The sequence below is a fragment of the Caballeronia choica genome (genome assembly GCF_001544535.1).
Lineage (GTDB): Bacteria > Pseudomonadota > Gammaproteobacteria > Burkholderiales > Burkholderiaceae > Caballeronia > Caballeronia choica.
Genome location: NZ_FCON02000021.1, coordinates 58,815 through 74,341, shown reverse-complemented (window position 1 = coordinate 74,341; position 15,527 = coordinate 58,815). Strand labels below are relative to the sequence as shown.

General features: G+C 66.2%; 12 protein-coding genes. 9 read left to right on the top strand and 3 right to left on the bottom strand.

Features of this window, described 5'->3' with window-relative positions:
* Position 1 precedes the first annotated feature (1 nt).
* The 9 genes from AWB68_RS12465 (at position 2) to AWB68_RS12425 (ending at position 10,749) form a co-directional block, all read left to right on the top strand.
* The gene (locus AWB68_RS12465; protein WP_087644658.1) at positions 2-259 is read left to right on the top strand and encodes a sarcosine oxidase subunit delta; all 258 of its coding nucleotides are present in this window, start codon (positions 2-4) and stop codon (positions 257-259) included.
* A complete protein-coding gene (locus AWB68_RS12460; protein ID WP_087644657.1) occupies positions 260-3,223 on the top strand; it encodes a glycine cleavage T C-terminal barrel domain-containing protein in 2,964 nt (987 codons plus the stop codon).
* The gene (locus AWB68_RS12455; RefSeq protein WP_087644656.1) at positions 3,220-3,903 is read left to right on the top strand and encodes a hypothetical protein; all 684 of its coding nucleotides are present in this window, start codon (positions 3,220-3,222) and stop codon (positions 3,901-3,903) included. Before AWB68_RS12460 ends, AWB68_RS12455 begins: the two co-directional genes overlap by 4 nt.
* An 85-nt stretch (positions 3,904-3,988) precedes the next feature.
* Entirely contained in the window at positions 3,989-5,317 is a 1,329-nt protein-coding gene (gene glnT, locus AWB68_RS12450; RefSeq protein ID WP_087644655.1) for a type III glutamate--ammonia ligase, read from the top strand.
* Positions 5,318-5,375: 58 nt separating this feature from the next.
* The gene (locus AWB68_RS12445) at positions 5,376-6,284 is read left to right on the top strand and encodes a class II glutamine amidotransferase domain-containing protein (RefSeq protein ID WP_087644654.1); all 909 of its coding nucleotides are present in this window, start codon (positions 5,376-5,378) and stop codon (positions 6,282-6,284) included.
* Positions 6,272-6,970, top strand: a complete 699-nt coding sequence (locus AWB68_RS12440; RefSeq protein WP_087644653.1) for a GltB/FmdC/FwdC-like GXGXG domain-containing protein — start codon at positions 6,272-6,274, stop codon at positions 6,968-6,970. Before AWB68_RS12445 ends, AWB68_RS12440 begins: the two co-directional genes overlap by 13 nt.
* Positions 6,971-6,986: 16 nt before the next feature.
* Positions 6,987-8,354, top strand: coding sequence for an FMN-binding glutamate synthase family protein (locus tag AWB68_RS12435; RefSeq protein ID WP_035937808.1), 1,368 nt, complete (start codon positions 6,987-6,989; stop codon positions 8,352-8,354).
* On the top strand, positions 8,351-9,250 hold the full coding sequence (folD, locus tag AWB68_RS12430; protein ID WP_087644652.1) for a bifunctional methylenetetrahydrofolate dehydrogenase/methenyltetrahydrofolate cyclohydrolase FolD: 900 nt from the start codon (positions 8,351-8,353) through the stop codon (positions 9,248-9,250). Before AWB68_RS12435 ends, folD begins: the two co-directional genes overlap by 4 nt.
* A 17-nt stretch (positions 9,251-9,267) precedes the next feature.
* Positions 9,268-10,749: a pyridoxal phosphate-dependent decarboxylase family protein gene (locus tag AWB68_RS12425; RefSeq protein ID WP_087644651.1), complete on the top strand. Its 1,482-nt coding sequence runs from the start codon at positions 9,268-9,270 to the stop codon at positions 10,747-10,749.
* A 1-nt stretch (position 10,750) separates the two neighbouring features.
* Here the strand turns inward: AWB68_RS12425 and AWB68_RS12420 are convergent, their stop codons facing one another.
* The 3 genes from AWB68_RS12420 to sucD are packed head-to-tail and all read right to left on the bottom strand — an operon-like array spanning position 10,751 to position 15,523.
* The gene (locus AWB68_RS12420) at positions 10,751-11,731 is read right to left on the bottom strand and encodes an HpcH/HpaI aldolase/citrate lyase family protein (RefSeq protein ID WP_087644650.1); all 981 of its coding nucleotides are present in this window, start codon (positions 11,729-11,731) and stop codon (positions 10,751-10,753) included.
* Positions 11,732-11,766: 35 nt separating this feature from the next.
* Complete coding sequence (locus AWB68_RS12415; protein ID WP_087644649.1) at positions 11,767-14,640, bottom strand: phosphoenolpyruvate carboxylase; 2,874 nt, start codon at positions 14,638-14,640, stop codon at positions 11,767-11,769.
* Positions 14,618-15,523: a succinate--CoA ligase subunit alpha gene (sucD, locus tag AWB68_RS12410; RefSeq protein ID WP_087644648.1), complete on the bottom strand. Its 906-nt coding sequence runs from the start codon at positions 15,521-15,523 to the stop codon at positions 14,618-14,620. Before sucD ends, AWB68_RS12415 begins: the two co-directional genes overlap by 23 nt.
* Between the last annotated feature and the right edge of the window lie 4 nt (positions 15,524-15,527).

Here is a 15,527-nt window from a genome sequence, read left to right as displayed (position 1 = left end):
AATGAAGATCATGACTTGCCCGGTGAACGGCGCGCGGCCCGTATCGGAATTCGCGTACTGGGGCGAATTGCGCCCGATGCCCGAACCGTCCACGGCGACCGACGACGAATGGGCCGACTACGTGTTCTGCCGCAACGGGGCGCCGGGCGTGAAGAAGGAATGGTGGTGCCACACGCCGAGCAACACCTGGTTCATCGCCGAGCGCGACACCCTGCTGGATCGCGTGATCCGCACTTACTTGAATGGCGAGGAGGCGTAAATGCGTTTGGCTCCCCACGCAGGCGAATGGATCGCGCGCGACAAGCAACTCGACTTCTCCTACGAAGGCCGGCGCTACAAGGGTTTCGCCGGCGACACCATCACGAGCGCGCTGTGGGCTTCGGACGTGACGGTGCTTGGCCGCAGTTTCAAGTATCACAGGCCGCGCGGCGTGCTGTCGCTGGCGAATCACGACGTGAACGCGATGGTGCAGGACGGCGCGCGCATCAATGTGCGCGCCGATGTCACGGAACTCACGAGCGGTGGCAACTGGACCTCGGTCAATACGTTCGGCGGCGTGGCTGCCGACCGTGGCCGCTGGATCGGCAAGCTCGCGCCGTTCCTGCCGGTCGGCTTCTACTACAAGGCGTTCTATAGCAAGCGCTGGTTCCCGCGCTGGGAGCGCATGTTCCGCAACATGTCGGGACTGGGCAAGGTCGATTTCAGCGCGCCGCATGTCCGCACGCCGAAGCGCTACGGGTTTTGCGACGTGCTCGTGATCGGCGCGGGTCCGTCCGGTTTGTCGGCGGCACTGGCGGCGGCGGAACAGGGCGCGGATGTCGTGATCGTCGATGAAAACGCGCGCTCCGGCGGCAGCGGCACCTACCAGATCGGCGGAGACGAATCGCGCTATCAGGCGGTGCGTCAACTCGATGTGAAAGCGCACAACCATCCTCGCATTCGCATGATGACGGGCACGCTTGCAGCGGCGTATTACGCGGACCACTGGGTGCCGCTCGTCGATGGCACGCGCATCACGAAGATGCGCGCCCGGGCGGTGATCATGGCGACCGGCTCCTTCGAACAACCGGCCGTGTTCCGCAACAACGACCTGCCGGGTGTGATGCTCGCCTCGGCGGCGCAACGCCTCGCCTACCGATATGCGGTGCGTCCCGGCGAGCGTGCCGTCGTGCTGACCGCGAACGCGGATGGATATCGCGCCGCGCTCGACATGCTGGCGCGTGGCGTGACCGTTGCGGCCGTCATCGATCTGCGCGCGTCGCACCGCTTCGGCGACCTGGCGCGCGAACTGGAAGCACGCGGCGTCGAAGTGCTGGGTTCGAGTTGCGTGGTCGAAGGAATCGCGAATTCGGCGGGCACGCGTCTCGCCGGCGTGCGCGTGGGTCCGTTCGCGGCCGACGGCGGCCCGGTGCCCACGCAACGCACGAAGGAAATTCCCTGCGACACGCTGTTGATGAGCGTCGGTTGGGCGCCCGCTGCGAACCTGCTCTATCAGGCCGGCACCCGGATGCGCTATGACAAGCCGATCGAGCAGTTCGTGCCGGACCAGTTGCCCCCGGGCGTGTTTGCCTGTGGACGCGTGAACGGCGTCTTCACCTTCGACAGCAAGCTGCAGGATGGCCGCCGCGCCGGCGTGCTGGCCGCGCTCCACTGCGGGGCGGGTGCCGAAGCGAGCCGTGCCACTGCGATCGCGCCTGCGGCGGAGCCGGAATCGCCATCGCATGCGTGGCCGATCGTGGCGCATGCGCAGGGCAAGAATTTCGTCGACTTCGATGAAGACCTGCAATTGAAGGACTTCGCGAACGCGGTGCAGGAGGGCTTCGACAACATCGAACTGCTCAAGCGTTTCTCGACCAATGGCATGGGGCCGAGCCAGGGCAAGCATTCGAACATGAACGGCCTGCGCATTCTCGCGCGGCTCACGGGGAAGGAGCCGCAACAGGTCGGCACGACCACGGCGCGTCCGTTCTTTCATCCGGTGCCGATGGCGCTGCTCGCCGGACGCGGCTTCAACCCCGAGCGCCGGACACCGCTGCACGCGCAGCACGCGAAGCTCGCTGCGGTATGGATGCCGGCAGGCGTCTGGCAACGCCCCGAGTACTACGCGGCGGCGGGCAAGGACCGGCTGACCTGTATCCATGAGGAAGTGCATGCGGTGCGCAATGGCGTCGGCATCATCGATGTCGGCACCCTCGGCAAGCTCGAAGTGCGCGGACCGCAGGCCGCGGAGTTTCTCGAACGCGTGTACGTGTCGAAGTACGCGGGCCTCAAGCCCGGCATGACGCGCTATGCGCTGATGTGCGACGAATCGGGCGTCGTGATCGACGACGGCGTGATCGCCCGGCTCGCCGACGACCACTTCTACTTCACGACGACCACGTCGGGCGCGGCTGCGATCTATCGCGAGTTGTCGCGGCTGAACACGATCTGGGGCCTCGATTGCGGCATCGTCAACGTGACGGGCGCCTATGCGGCGGTGAACCTCGCGGGGCGCGACTCGCGCGCCGTGCTCCAGAAGCTCGTCGATCTGGACTTGTCCTCGGAAGCGTTCCCGTATCTCGGCATTCGCGTGACGGGCGTCGCGCTCGGCGAGCACCGCGTCCCGGCGCGACTGATGCGCGTGGGCTTCGTCGGCGAATGGGGCTATGAGATTCACATTCCGGCCGAGTATGGTGCGGCGCTGTGGGAGACCTTGCTGGCCGCGGGCGCGGAGTATGACGTCCGGCCGTTCGGGGTCGAAGCGCAGCGGCTCCTGCGCCTCGAAAAGGGCCACGCGATCGTGAGTCAGGATACCGACGGCCTCACCACGCCACGCGATGCCGGCATGGAATGGGCCGTGAAGCTGGACAAGCCGTTCTTTGTCGGCAAGCGCAGCTTGCAGGTCATCGAGAAGCAACCGGCCCAGCAGCGCAGCGTCGGCTTCACGCTCGATGACGGCGCGAAGGACTCGGGGCTGCGCGAATGCCACCTCGTGATCGATGGCGGCGAGATCGCGGGCCGCGCGACGAGCGTGTCGTTCAGCCCGACGCTGAACAAGACGATCGGTCTCGCGTTCGTGAAGCCGTCGCTCGCGGCGCCCGGCACACGAATCGGGTTTCGGCTCACCGACGGCCGGCTGGTCGCGGCCACCGTCGTCCCGATTCCGTTCTACGACCCCGAGAACCTGCGCCAGAAAGACGCCGCGCTTTCGAAAGCGGCTGCACCGAAGAAGGAGACCGCATGACCGCCCATCTTTCCGCGCTGCGCCGCAGTCCCGCGCACGACGCACAGCAGGCCGCGAACGCAGCGTGGCGCGTGACCGACAGCATGCAGGTCGCCGAGCGCTTCGGCGGCGACGAAAGGATGCGTGCGGAGATTCTCGGCATCGCCGATGTCTCGCATCTGCATCGCGTGGGATTCAAGGGGCAGGGCGCAGCGGCGTGGCTCGGCGAACAGGGCCTGCCGGTTCCCGACGCGCCGAACTCATGGAACCCGCTCGCGGGCGGCGGCTTCATCGCGCGCCTTGGCCTGACCGAATATCTGATCGAGGATGGCCTGAACAGCCGGACCTCGGCGAAGCTGGCCCATCGAGAGCCGGCGCTGCGTGTCTACCCGGTGCTGCGCCAGGATCTGGCACTGGCGCTCGCCGGGGAAGCGCTGCACGAGTTGCTGCTGCAGACCTGCAACGTCAACTTCCGTGCACTCGATCTGGAAGCAAGACCGGTCGTGCTCACGTCGATGGCGGGTGTTGCCGTCACGGTGTTGCCGGGTGAGCGGATGGGCCGGCCTTACCTGCGGCTGTGGGCCGACGGCACCTACGGTCACTACTTGTGGGAAACCCTTGCCGGCATCGCTGCCGAGCTGGGCGGCGGGCCGGTCGGTCTCGCCACGATCACCGATATCGACCAGGCAGCATCCCGGTAGGCCAGTGACAGTCGGCCAGGCGCATGCCCGCGCGGCGCCCCGGCCTTCCCCGACATCGCACCCATGACGCATGAGGACATTTGACATGACCCCCGCAGAAGCCAAGAAATTTCTCGCAGACAACGACATCAAGTACATCCTCGCGCAGTTCGTCGACATCCACGGTGTCGCGAAGACCAAGTCCGTTCCGGCCGCGCATCTGGACATGATCCTGAAGAACGGCGCGGGATTCGCGGGCTTCGCGGTGTGGGGTCTCGGCATCGATCCGCAAGGCGCGGACTTCATGGCCGTCGGCGACATCGACACGCTGCAACTGGTGCCGTGGCAGCCGGGCTACGCCCGCATCGTCTGCGACGGTCACGTGGAAAAGAAGCCGTGGGATTTCGAAAGCCGCGTCACGCTGAAGAAGCAGGTGAAGAAACTGGCGGAGCATGGCTGGATTCTGAACACCGGCCTCGAGCCCGAGTTCTCGCTGTTGCGCAAGCAGGCCGACGGCAGCATCGTGCCATGCGACGCCACCGATGCGCTGCCCAAGCCGTGTTACGACTACAAGGGCCTTTCGCGTTCGCGTGAATTCCTCGAACGGCTGACCGAGTCGCTGATCAAGGCGGGTATCGACGTCTACCAGATCGATCACGAAGACGCGAACGGCCAGTTCGAAATCAACTACACGTTCACCGAGTGCCTGAAGTCCGCCGACAACTACGTGTTCTTCAAGATGGCCGCATCGGAGATCGCGAACGACCTGGGCCTCGTCTGCTCGTTCATGCCGAAGCCGTTCGCGAACCGCCCGGGCAACGGCATGCACATGCACATGTCGCTCTCCGATGGCGAGCGCAATCTCTTCGCCGACGATCACGACGACTACGGCCTCGGACTTTCGAAGCTGGCGTATCACTGGACGGCGGGCCTGCTGAAGCATGCGGCCGCGCTTACCGCGATCTGCGCGCCCACCGTCAATTCGTACAAGCGGCTCGTGGTGGGACGCTCGCTGACGGGTGCGACGTGGGCCCCGGCGTACATCAGCTACGGCAACAACAACCGTTCGTCGATGGTCCGCATTCCGGGTGGACGCATCGAACTGCGCCTGCCCGACGCCGCCTGCAATGCGTATCTCGCAACCGCAGCGGTGATCGCGGCGGGCCTCGACGGCGTACGCAACAGCCTGCATCCGGGCGAGCCATGCAACCTGAACCTGTACGAGCAGACGCCGCAGCAGTTGCGCGACCACGGCATCAGCATCCTGCCGCAGAACCTGCAGGCGGCGCTCCATGCGTTCGAGCAGGATGACCTGATGCGCGAGGCGCTCGGCCCGGCCGGCGGTGAATTCCTGCGTCTTAAGCACATGGAGTGGATCGAGTACATGCGCCACGTGTCGGACTGGGAACAGAAGTCATACCTCGAATTTTTCTAAGCAACGGACCAGTCCCCTTGAATCATTGAACGCGGGAAACGCGTGCAGGAGAAAAACCATGTGTGGAATTGTCGGATTACTCGTCAAGAAGCCGGAACTGCGCGAGCGGCTCGGCGAATTGATGGTCCCCATGCTGATCGGGATGACCGAACGCGGCCCGGACTCGGCCGGCCTCGCGGTGTTCACCGAACCGGTCGAGGAGAGCGTGCGCAAGATCAGCCTGTATTCGGGCCTCGCCGATGACGGCGAGGACTTCAACTGGCAGGGTCTCGTTCACGAACTGAACCTGCATCTCGGCGCGAAGGCGACGCTTCATGCGAAGGGCAACCACGCCGTGCTGAGCGTCGGCCTCGCGCCGGAGACGGTGAAGCGCTGGATCAGGGAGCACCATCCGAAGCTGCACATTCTGTCGACCGGGCGGGCCATCGATCTCTACAAGGACGTCGGCACGCCGGGGGAAGTGTCGGACCGCTACGCGTTCAGCGGCCTGAGCGGCACGCACCTCGTCGGCCATACGCGGATGGCGACGGAATCGGCGGTCACGCCGGATCGCGCGCACCCGTTCACGGCGGGCGAAGACTTCTGCCTCGTGCATAACGGCTCGCTGTCGAATCCGAATGGCGTGCGCCGCATGCTGGAGCCGCACGGCATCCGCTTCGACACGGACAACGACACCGAAGCCGCGTGCCGCTACCTCGAATACCGCCTGCGTGAAGGCGACGATCTCGAAGTGGCGCTGCAAAAGGGCTTCGAGCAGCTCGATGGCTTCTACACGTTTCTCATGGGAACGCCCGACAAGCTCGCGCTGATCCGCGACCCGTTCGCCTGCAAGCCCGCCGTCGTCGCGGAGAACGACGACTTCGTCGCGATCGCCTCCGAGTTCCGCTCGCTGGCGCACCTGCCCGACATCAAGCATGCACGCGTGTTCGAACCGGCCCCTGAGGAGATGTACGTATGGAAAGTATGAACTTTGACCTGGCGAAGACGCCAGTGACCGAGCTCAACCGCTTCCTTCACAAGGACGCCGCTGACCGTGGCACCCGCGTGGTGCGTATCAGCAACCCGGATGGAGCACACAACATCGCGGTCGGCCTGAACCTGCCGATCGAGATCGAGATCGATGGTCACGCGGGCTACTACGCGGCCGGCATGAACAAGGAAGCGAAGGTGACCATCGCGGGCAGCGCGAGCACGGGCGTCGCCGAGAACATGATGAGCGGGCGCGTGCACGTGAAGGGCTTCGCGTCGAATGCGGCGGGCGCGTCGGCGCATGGCGGGCTGCTCGTCATCGAAGGCGACGCGGGGCTGCGCTGCGCGATCTCGCTCAAAGGCGCGGATGTCGTGGTGAAGGGTTCGGTCGGCAGCTTCTCAGCCTTCATGGCGCAGGCGGGACGGCTCGTGGTCTGCGGCGACGCGGGCGATGCGCTCGGCGATTCGCTCTACGAGGCGGTGCTCTACGTGCGCGGCAGCATCAAGTCGCTCGGCGCGGATGCGCGCGAGGAGCCGATGACGGGCGCCGATGTCGAAGCCGTTGCGCAGTTGTTGCGCGCGGCCGGGCCGGCCTTCGCGGAGTTCGATCCGAAGGACTTCAAGCGCATCGCCTCCGCCCGTTCGCTGTATCACTGGAACGCGGACGCGAACCAGGAATATTGACCCAAGGATCCTCGCCATGGAAATCAAGCCGGTACACATGAAGCACATTGCCACCGAAGAATCCTGGGGCTTCGACCGCAAGACGATCGACTACATCCAGAACGCAGCGGCGCACGGCCTCTACGAGATCCGTGGCCTCGGCGCGAAGCGCCGCGTGCCGCACTTCGACGACCTGCTGTTCCTCGGCGCGTCGCTCTCGCGCTATCCGCTGGAAGGCTATCGCGAGAAGTGCACGACGAAGACGGTGCTCGGCACGCGCTTCGCGAAGAAGCCGATCGAACTCGCGATCCCGATCACCGTCGCGGGCATGAGCTTCGGCGCGCTGTCGGCGAACGTGAAGGAAGCGCTCGGACGCGCGGCGACGGAGATGGGCACGTCCACCACCACGGGCGACGGCGGTATGACGCAGGAGGAGCGCCTGTCGTCGAAGACGCTCGTCTATCAATGCCTGCCGTCGCGCTACGGCTTCAACCCGGATGACGTGAGGAAGGCCAACGCGATCGAAGTCGTGATCGGTCAGGGCGCGAAGCCGGGCGGCGGCGGCATGCTGCTCGGCCAGAAGATTTCGCCGCGCGTGGCGAAGATGCGCACGCTGCCGGAAGGGATCGACCAGCGTTCGGCTTCGCGTCACCCGGACTGGACGGGTCCCGACGATCTGCTGATCAAGATCCAGGAACTGCGTGAAATCACCGACTGGGAAACGCCGATCTACGTGAAGGTGGGAGCGACGCGCACGTTCAACGACGTGAAGCTCGCGGTCCATGCGGGCGCCGACGTGATCGTCGTCGACGGCATGCAGGGCGGCACGGCGGCGACGCAGACGTGCTTCATCGAGAACGTGGGCATTCCGACGCTCGCGGCACTGCGTCAGGCGGTCGACGCACTCGAAGACCTGAACATGAAGGGCACGGTGCAGTTGATCGTCTCGGGCGGCATTCGCAGCGGCGCCGACATCGCGAAGGCGCTGGCGATGGGGGCGGACGCGGTGGCGATCGGGCAGGGCGTGCTCGTGTCGCTCGGCTGCAATAGCTCGACGTATGTGCAGGGCGGCCAGCACGTCTCGGCACTCGATGAGTACGCGAACCTCGGCACCGCGCCCGGCTATTGCCACCACTGTCACACCGGCAAGTGCCCGGTCGGTATCACGACGCAGGATGCGAAGCTGCAGGAACGTCTGCAGCCGGAGGTGGGCGCGAAGCGGCTGAAGAACTACCTGAAGACGCTGAACATGGAGTTGACCACCATCGCGCGCGCTTGCGGCAAGCAGAATGTGCATCATCTGGAGCCTGAGGACCTGGTTGCGTTGACGGTCGAAGCAGCGGCGATGGCGCGTGTTCCGCTCGCGGGCACGAACTGGATCCCCGGCTTCAACGGCTCGCGATGAGCGCACGGATCATCGATGGAAAGCATCTCGCGCGGCGCCTGCGCGGGCGGTTTCGCGAGCGTGTGATGGCGCTCGCAACGCGTGGCGTCGTGCCGGGATTGGCGGTGATCCTCGTCGGCGACAGTCCTGCTTCGCAGGTCTACGTCGCGAACAAGGTGAAGGCGTGCGAGGAGAGCGGCGTGCGTTCGTTCATGCATCGGTTTCCGGCGGACGTCGCGGAGACCGAGTTGCTCGACCGCATCGCCGCGTTCAATCTCGACGCGGCGATGCACGGCATTCTCGTGCAGTTGCCGCTGCCGCCGCAAGTCGATGTGCGGCGCGTGCTGGAGAGCATCGTCGTCGACAAGGACGTCGACGGGTTTCATCTGTACAACGTGGGCGCGCTCGTCGTCGGCAATTCGATCTTTCCGCCGTGCACGCCTTATGGCGTGCAACTGCTGCTGGAAACCACCGGCATCGACGTGGCGGGCAAGAACGTCGTGGTGGTCGGGGCGAGCAACATTGTCGGCAAGCCGATGGCACTGATGCTGTTGCAAAAGGAGGCCACCGTGACGATCTGCCATGCGAAGACGCGCGACCTCGCGCGCCACACGATCGATGCGGACATTCTTGTCGTCGCCGCGGGCAAGCCCGGGCTCATCAAGGAGGAGATGGTGAAGGAGGGCGCGATCGTGATCGATGTCGGGATCAACCGGCTGCCTGACGGGCGCATTGTCGGCGATGTCGACTTCGATGTCGTGCGCGAGCGTGCGTCGTGGATCACGCCGGTGCCTGGCGGCGTGGGTCCGATGACGGTGACGATGCTGATCGAGAACACGCTGCGTTCCGCCGAGCGCTTTGCCAACGGCGAGGCGTTTCATCCGCCGCAGCCGTTCTGGCAAGTGCCGGCGCGTTAGGCACGTAGCCACGGCCCATGTCCCGCGACCCACGCGATTCACTGGAAAAGACCGATGCCCGCGCGGCGCTGGAGGCCGCATATCGCCACGCGCTCGCGTTCGACGACGCACGCACGACGCGCGAGCCGAACGCAGCCGCGAATTTCGATGCGTTGATGCGCGCGTTCGGCGGCCCGACGCCCGAGGCCGGATCGCCCGCCGATGACGTCATCGAACGTCTGGTCGCGGCGGCCGAACCGGGCCTGATGGGAACGGCCGGGCCGCGCTTCTTCGGGTGGGTCGTGGGCGGCTCGCATCCCGTGGGCGTGGCGGCCGACTGGCTCACGAGCATGTGGGGGCAAAACGCCGGCAGCTATCACGGTGCGCCGGCGAGCGCCGTGGCCGAGCAGGTTGCCGCGCAATGGCTCGCCGATATCCTGCGGCTGCCGGGCGAATGTTCCGTCGGCATCACGAGCGGCGCGACGATGAGCAACTTCGTGTGCCTCGCGGCCGCGCGCGGCGCGTTGCTGCGGCGCGTGGGCTGGGATGTCGAGGCCGACGGGATGTTCGGCGCGCCGCCCATCACCGTGTATCTCGGCGACGACGCGCACGCGAGCGTCTTTGCCGCATTGCGCTACCTGGGCTTCGGCGAGCGCCGCGTCGTGAGGATTCCCGCCGATGCCGCGGGCCGCATGGATGTCGGCGCACTGGGCGCCGCGCTTGCCGGTGCCAATGGGCCGCTGATCGTGATTGCGCAGGCCGGCCACATCGTGACGGGCGCCTTCGACGCGTTCAGCGAGATCGCCGCGCTCACGCATGCGCGCGGCGGATGGCTGCATGTCGATGGCGCGTTCGGCTTGTGGGCGCGGGCATGTCCGTCGAAAGCGTGGCTTTCCGAAGGCGTCGAAGACGCGGACTCATGGGCGACCGACGCGCACAAGTGGCTCCAGGCGCCCTATGAATGCGGCTGCGCGTTCGTGCGCGATAGAAGCGCGCACCGGCGCGCCATGTCGATCGGCGCGAGCTACCTGCCGACTGCCGCCGACGCGATCCGCGACCCGTTGCATTACGCCCCCGAACTGTCGCGGCGTGCGCGCGGGTTTGCGCTCTGGGCGCTGTTGCGCGCGTTCGGAAGACAAGGCATCGCGCAGATGATAGAACGGCATTGCGCGCTCGCCCGGCGCATGGCGGCGCGGCTCGCCGCCGAGCCGGGCATCGAGGTGTTGAACGAGGTTGAACTGAATCAGTTCGCGGTGCGCTTCGGCGCGGGCGACGACGCCGATGACGACGCTTCGGCCCGTCGCGACGCGCTCACGCGGGCGACCGTCGAACGGATTCAGGCGGCCGGCGTTTGCTATGCCAGCGGCACGCGCTGGCGCGAGCGCGAGGTGATGCGCGTGTCCATCATTGCGTGGCCGACGACGGAAGAAGACATCGATCGCTCCGCCGACTCGATGATCGCGGCGTGGCGCGAGACGAACCCGCACGCTGGCCGCCGCGCTGCGGCGGCCAGCGCCTGAACTACCGCTTCGATCCTGCAATCGCGCTCGCCGTCGCCAGTAACGCCTCGGCCATGCGGATGCTTGCCGCATCGATCAGGCGGCCATCGAGCGACACGGCGCCCTTGCCGTCCCGCGCCGCCTGCGCCATTGCTTCCATGATGCGGCGCGCCTTCGTGACTTCCGCGTCCGACGGCGTGAACACCTTGTTCGCCAGCTCGATCTGCGACGGATGAATCGCCCACTTGCCCTCGTAGCCGAGCACCGCCGCGCGCTTCGCCGCAGCGTCGTAGCCGTCCGGGTCGCTGAAGTCGCCGAACGGGCCGTCGATGGGACGCAGCCCGTAGGCGCGGCACGCCACCATCATGCGCGTTTGAGCCGCATGCCACTGATCGGTCCAGAAGTAGTCGCGCTCGCCGCGCTCGTCCTTGTCGGTGAGCACGCCGGAATCGCGATTGACGCCGCCGATCACCGTCGTGCGAGCGCGGGTCGAGGCCGCATAGTCGGCGACGCCGAACGACATCGCTTCGAGCCGCTTGCTCGCTTGCGCGATCGCTTCGACGTTGGCCATGCCGAGCGCCGTCTCGATGAGCACTTCGAAGCCGATGCGGCGCGTGCGGCGCTTCGCGGTTTCGATCTGCGTCACGAGCATGTCGAGTGCGTAGACATCCGCGGCGACGCCTACCTTCGGAATCAGGATCATGTCGAGTCGCGGGCAGGCTTCCACGATATCGACCACGTCGCGATACATGTAGTGCGTGTCGAGTCCGTTGATGCGGACCATCATCGTCTTGCCGCCCCAGTCGATGTCGTTCAGGCCCTCGACGATATTCTTGCGCGCCTGTTCCTTGTCGTCGGGCGCGACGGCATCCTCGCAGTCGAGAAAGATGATGTCGGCAGCCGATTTCGCGGCCTTCTCGAACATCGCCGGATTGGAGCCGGGAACCGCAAGCTCCGAACGGTGCAGGCGTGGCGTGGCCTGCTCGATTACGGTAAAGCTCATGCTTGACCTCCTGTGGTGTATTCCGAAAGGGTGACTCAGCCGGTAGCGCCGAAGCCTGAAGCGATGCAGTTGATCGAGAGCAGGAGCGGCACCAGGTAGCCGCGCCGCTCGCCATCCGTCGCGGCCTGCCGATAGAGCCGCAGCAGTTCGATCTGCTGGCGGCCGACCTGGTTGATGGCCGGCAGCCTGCGCGCGAGCCGCTCGCGAAACTGTGGAAAGCGCTCCGCGATCTCGCCGCCGCCGCTCACGCGCAGGACCATCTGCGTGGTGAGGCGCAGTTCGTGCTCGATCTGGCCGAAAACGGTCTCGCGCAACTGCCGGTCGGCGACGAGTTCCGCATAGCCGCGTGCGATGTCGAGATCGACCTGGGCGAGCGTCTTTTCCACCTCGTCGATGATCAGGCGGAACAGGCGCGACTCCTCGTACATGCGCCTGAGCAGTTCGAGGCCGCGTTCCTTGCGCACCGCGAGAAACGCGGCTATCGCACTGCCGACGCCATACCAGCCCGTCAGCGCATGCCGGTTCTGCGCCCACGCGAACACCCACGGAATCGCGCGCAGGTCCTGCATGGTGCGCGCGCCGAACCGCCGCGCCGGACGCGAACCCATGTTGAGCGCCGAGAGTTCTTCGAGCGGGCTTGCTGCCTGAAAGTACGCGATCAGATCGGGCTGCTCGATGAACTTCGCATACGCCGCGCGCGATGCGCCGGACAGCGCTTCCATCGCTTCGTCGAACTCGCCTTTTGGCACGAGCGCTTCTTCACGCTCCGACTTGAAGGTGTGTTCGAGCACGCTCGATGCGAGCAACTCGACGTGATACTGCGCGGTTCCGCGATTCGCGTACTTGAACGAGACCACTTCGCCCTGCTCGGTGACGCGAAAGCGCGCGTTCACCGAATTCGCGGGCAGCGCCGCGATCGCGCGTCCGGCGGGCAGGCCGCCACGGCTCACCGACCCGCCGCGCCCGTGGAAGAATGCCATCGGCACGCCCAGTTCCTTGCCGAGCCGCGTGATCTTTGTCTGCGCCTTCGACAATTCCCAGTTGCTCGCGAAGAAGCCGCCGTCCTTGTTCGAGTCCGAATAGCCGATCATGATTTCGAGCACGCCGCCCTGTGCGCGAATGCTGCGCCGGACCATCGGCACGGCAAGCAGTTCGCGCAGGATCTCGGGAGCGCGGCGCAGGTCGTCGATGGTTTCCAGAAGCGGCACGACAGGCAGCGTGCAGCTTTCGACCCCGGCCGCATCGGAGAACAAGCCGGCTTCCTTCGCGAGCAGATAGACACCCAGGATGTCGGTCGCGTGATGCGTCATGCTGAGGATGAAAGCGCCGAACGCATTGCGATCCACCACGCGGCGCATCTCCCGAACCGTCCCGAAGATCTGCAGCGTCTCGGCTTCTAGCGGCGGCAACGTGTCGAGCAAGGCGGCGCGGCTTGCGTCGCTCGTTTCGGCGTCGAGCGGACGCGCGAGTTCCGCAAGCAGCCACGCCTTCCACTGCGGCGACTGCGGCGCGGGCAGTTCCGCGCCGTCTTGAGCGCGCGAGCGCCAGAGCGCCACGAGCGTCTTCTCGATCACCGTCGAGTTTTCTCTCAGGTCAAGCTGCACGGTCGAGAAGCGGAACGTCTCCACTTCATGCCGCAGCGGCCGCACGTAGGTGCGGGCCAGCGCGATGCTGTCGGTGGCGAGGAAGGCTTGCTCGATCACGCGCAGATCGGCCGCCAGTTCGTCCGCCGTCGCATAGCCGCCTTCGATCCGCGCACCGGCGCCGCGGCGTTGCGCAGACCCCAGCGTGGCATCGACCCGCCGCAGGATGCACGTCAGATACTGGCGCGCAAGCTCGCCAGGATTGCGCGCGGCAATCGCCTCACCGTCGCCGCTTTGCAGGAGGGCGCGCGAAAGCTGCTGGTTGAACGACTCGGACATCGGCAGCGCTTCGGCGGTGATGCTGAGCGTCTGCGTCAGTTCGACGAGGCGCTGCCGATACCGCTTCAGGCACGCAAGCCGGTTTTCATGCAGCGTCGCGCGTGTGACTTCGTTGTTGACGAACGGATTGCCGTCCCGGTCGCCGCCTATCCACGAACCGAACTGAAAGAAGCGCGGCGTTTCGAAGCGTTCGCCGGGGTAGTAGTGATGGAGCGCGTCTTCGAGCTTTTCGAGCAGCAGCGGCACGGCCTCGAACAGCGTTTCGCTGAAAAAGTGCAGGCCCCAGGCCACTTCCTGCGCCACCGTCGGCTTCTCACGGCGCAACTCGCCACTCATCCAGAGCAGCTCGATTTCATTGCCGAGCGCGCCGACGAGCGCGCGCCTCTCGCGCGGCGTCCACCGGGGCGACTCCAGATCCATGAGCTTCCGATAGATGCGCCGATGAATCTCCAGCACGGTCACGCGCTTGGCTTCTGTCGGATGCGCGGTGATGACGGGGCGCACCTTCAGGTTCTGCAGCACCGAGCGCACCTCTTCGGCGGGCACGCCCGCCGCCGCCGCTTCGGCAACGACGCGCGCGAACGACGCGGGCAAGTGGTCGTAACCGCTTTCGATCTCGATCTCGCGGCGACGACGCATTGCCGTGCTCTGCTCCGCGATGCTCAGCAGTTGAAACCAGATGCCCTGCGCCTGCAGGCTTCGGCGCCACACGGCGCGCGGCACGGTTTCAGGCAGCGACTGGCCGCGCAGCGCGAGTTCGACTTCGGGCTGGCGCCGCCGGGCCACGTCGCAGAGCAGGCCGAACAGCAAATCGACGACGCCCGGTTCATAGGCCTTCGAAGCGAGCTTCGGCAGCGCGGCCGAGGCGGTGGCAAGGCGCGCCACCTCCGCTTCCCCGGAAGGCTGCCGATGCGTCGGGTGCGTGAGCGTAGGGGCGAGGGCGGCAGCGGCGCCGCCTTCGCGCTCAAGCGACGCGGCGCGTGACATTTTGAGCAAGCGCCGCAGCCACCGTCGACCCGAGTTCGGACGCGCTCGGCGCGACGAACAGTCCGTAGGACTTCATGATCTCGGCCTTCTCGGCGGCGCTGTCGCCTGTCGCCGAGATGATCGCGCCCGCGTGTCCCATGCGCCGGCCTTTCGGAGCGGTAAGCCCCGCCACGTAGCCGACCACCGGCTTTGTCATATGATCCCTGACCCAGCGCGCGGCCTCGGCTTCCTGCGGCCCGCCGATCTCGCCGATCATGATCACGACCTCCGTCTCCGGGTCCTGCTCGAAGCGGCGCAGGTGATCGAGGAACGAACTGCCGTTGATGGGGTCGCCCCCGATGCCCACGCTGGTCGTCACGCCGAGACCCAGTGCATCGAGTTGCGCCGCGGCTTCATAGCCGAGCGTGCCGGACCGCGACACGATGCCGACCGAGCCGCGCCGGTAGATGTGTCCCGGCATGATGCCGAGCATCGCGCGGCCCGCGCTGATGATGCCCGCGCAATTCGGCCCGACGAGCGTCGTGCGCTGTTCCTTCGGATAGCGCAGCAGATAGCGCTTCACGCGCATCATGTCCTGCGCCGGAATGCCGTCGGTGATCGCGCAGACGAGTTCGAGACCGGCGTCGGCGGCTTCCATGATCGAGTCGCCGCAGTAGGGCGGCGGCACGAACACGAGGCTCGCTGTGGCGCCCGTCGCGCGCACCGCTTCCTTCACGGTGTTGAAGACCGGCAGGTCGAGATGGCGCTGTCCGCCCTTGCCAGGCGTGACGCCGCCCACCACGTTGGTGCCGTAGGCGATCATCTCCTTCGCATGAAAGGAGGCCTTGTCGCCGGTGAAGCCCTGCACGATCACGCGCGTCGTTTCGTCGATGAGAATGCTCATGTTC

Excerpts from the sequence above, each read along its gene's own strand:
- AWB68_RS12465 (WP_087644658.1), top strand. The coding sequence starts at position 2 with ATGAAGATCATGACTTGCCCGGTGAACGGCGCGCGGCCCGTATCGGAA.
- AWB68_RS12460 (WP_087644657.1), top strand. The coding sequence starts at position 260 with ATGCGTTTGGCTCCCCACGCAGGCGAATGGATCGCGCGCGACAAGCAA.
- AWB68_RS12455 (WP_087644656.1), top strand. The coding sequence starts at position 3,220 with ATGACCGCCCATCTTTCCGCGCTGCGCCGCAGTCCCGCGCACGACGCA.
- glnT (WP_087644655.1), top strand. The coding sequence starts at position 3,989 with ATGACCCCCGCAGAAGCCAAGAAATTTCTCGCAGACAACGACATCAAG.
- AWB68_RS12445 (WP_087644654.1), top strand. The coding sequence starts at position 5,376 with ATGTGTGGAATTGTCGGATTACTCGTCAAGAAGCCGGAACTGCGCGAG.
- AWB68_RS12440 (WP_087644653.1), top strand. The coding sequence starts at position 6,272 with ATGGAAAGTATGAACTTTGACCTGGCGAAGACGCCAGTGACCGAGCTC.
- AWB68_RS12435 (WP_035937808.1), top strand. The coding sequence starts at position 6,987 with ATGGAAATCAAGCCGGTACACATGAAGCACATTGCCACCGAAGAATCC.
- folD (WP_087644652.1), top strand. The coding sequence starts at position 8,351 with ATGAGCGCACGGATCATCGATGGAAAGCATCTCGCGCGGCGCCTGCGC.
- AWB68_RS12425 (WP_087644651.1), top strand. The coding sequence starts at position 9,268 with ATGTCCCGCGACCCACGCGATTCACTGGAAAAGACCGATGCCCGCGCG.
- AWB68_RS12420 (WP_087644650.1), bottom strand. The coding sequence starts at position 11,731 with ATGAGCTTTACCGTAATCGAGCAGGCCACGCCACGCCTGCACCGTTCG.
- AWB68_RS12415 (WP_087644649.1), bottom strand. The coding sequence starts at position 14,640 with ATGTCACGCGCCGCGTCGCTTGAGCGCGAAGGCGGCGCCGCTGCCGCC.
- sucD (WP_087644648.1), bottom strand. The coding sequence starts at position 15,523 with ATGAGCATTCTCATCGACGAAACGACGCGCGTGATCGTGCAGGGCTTC.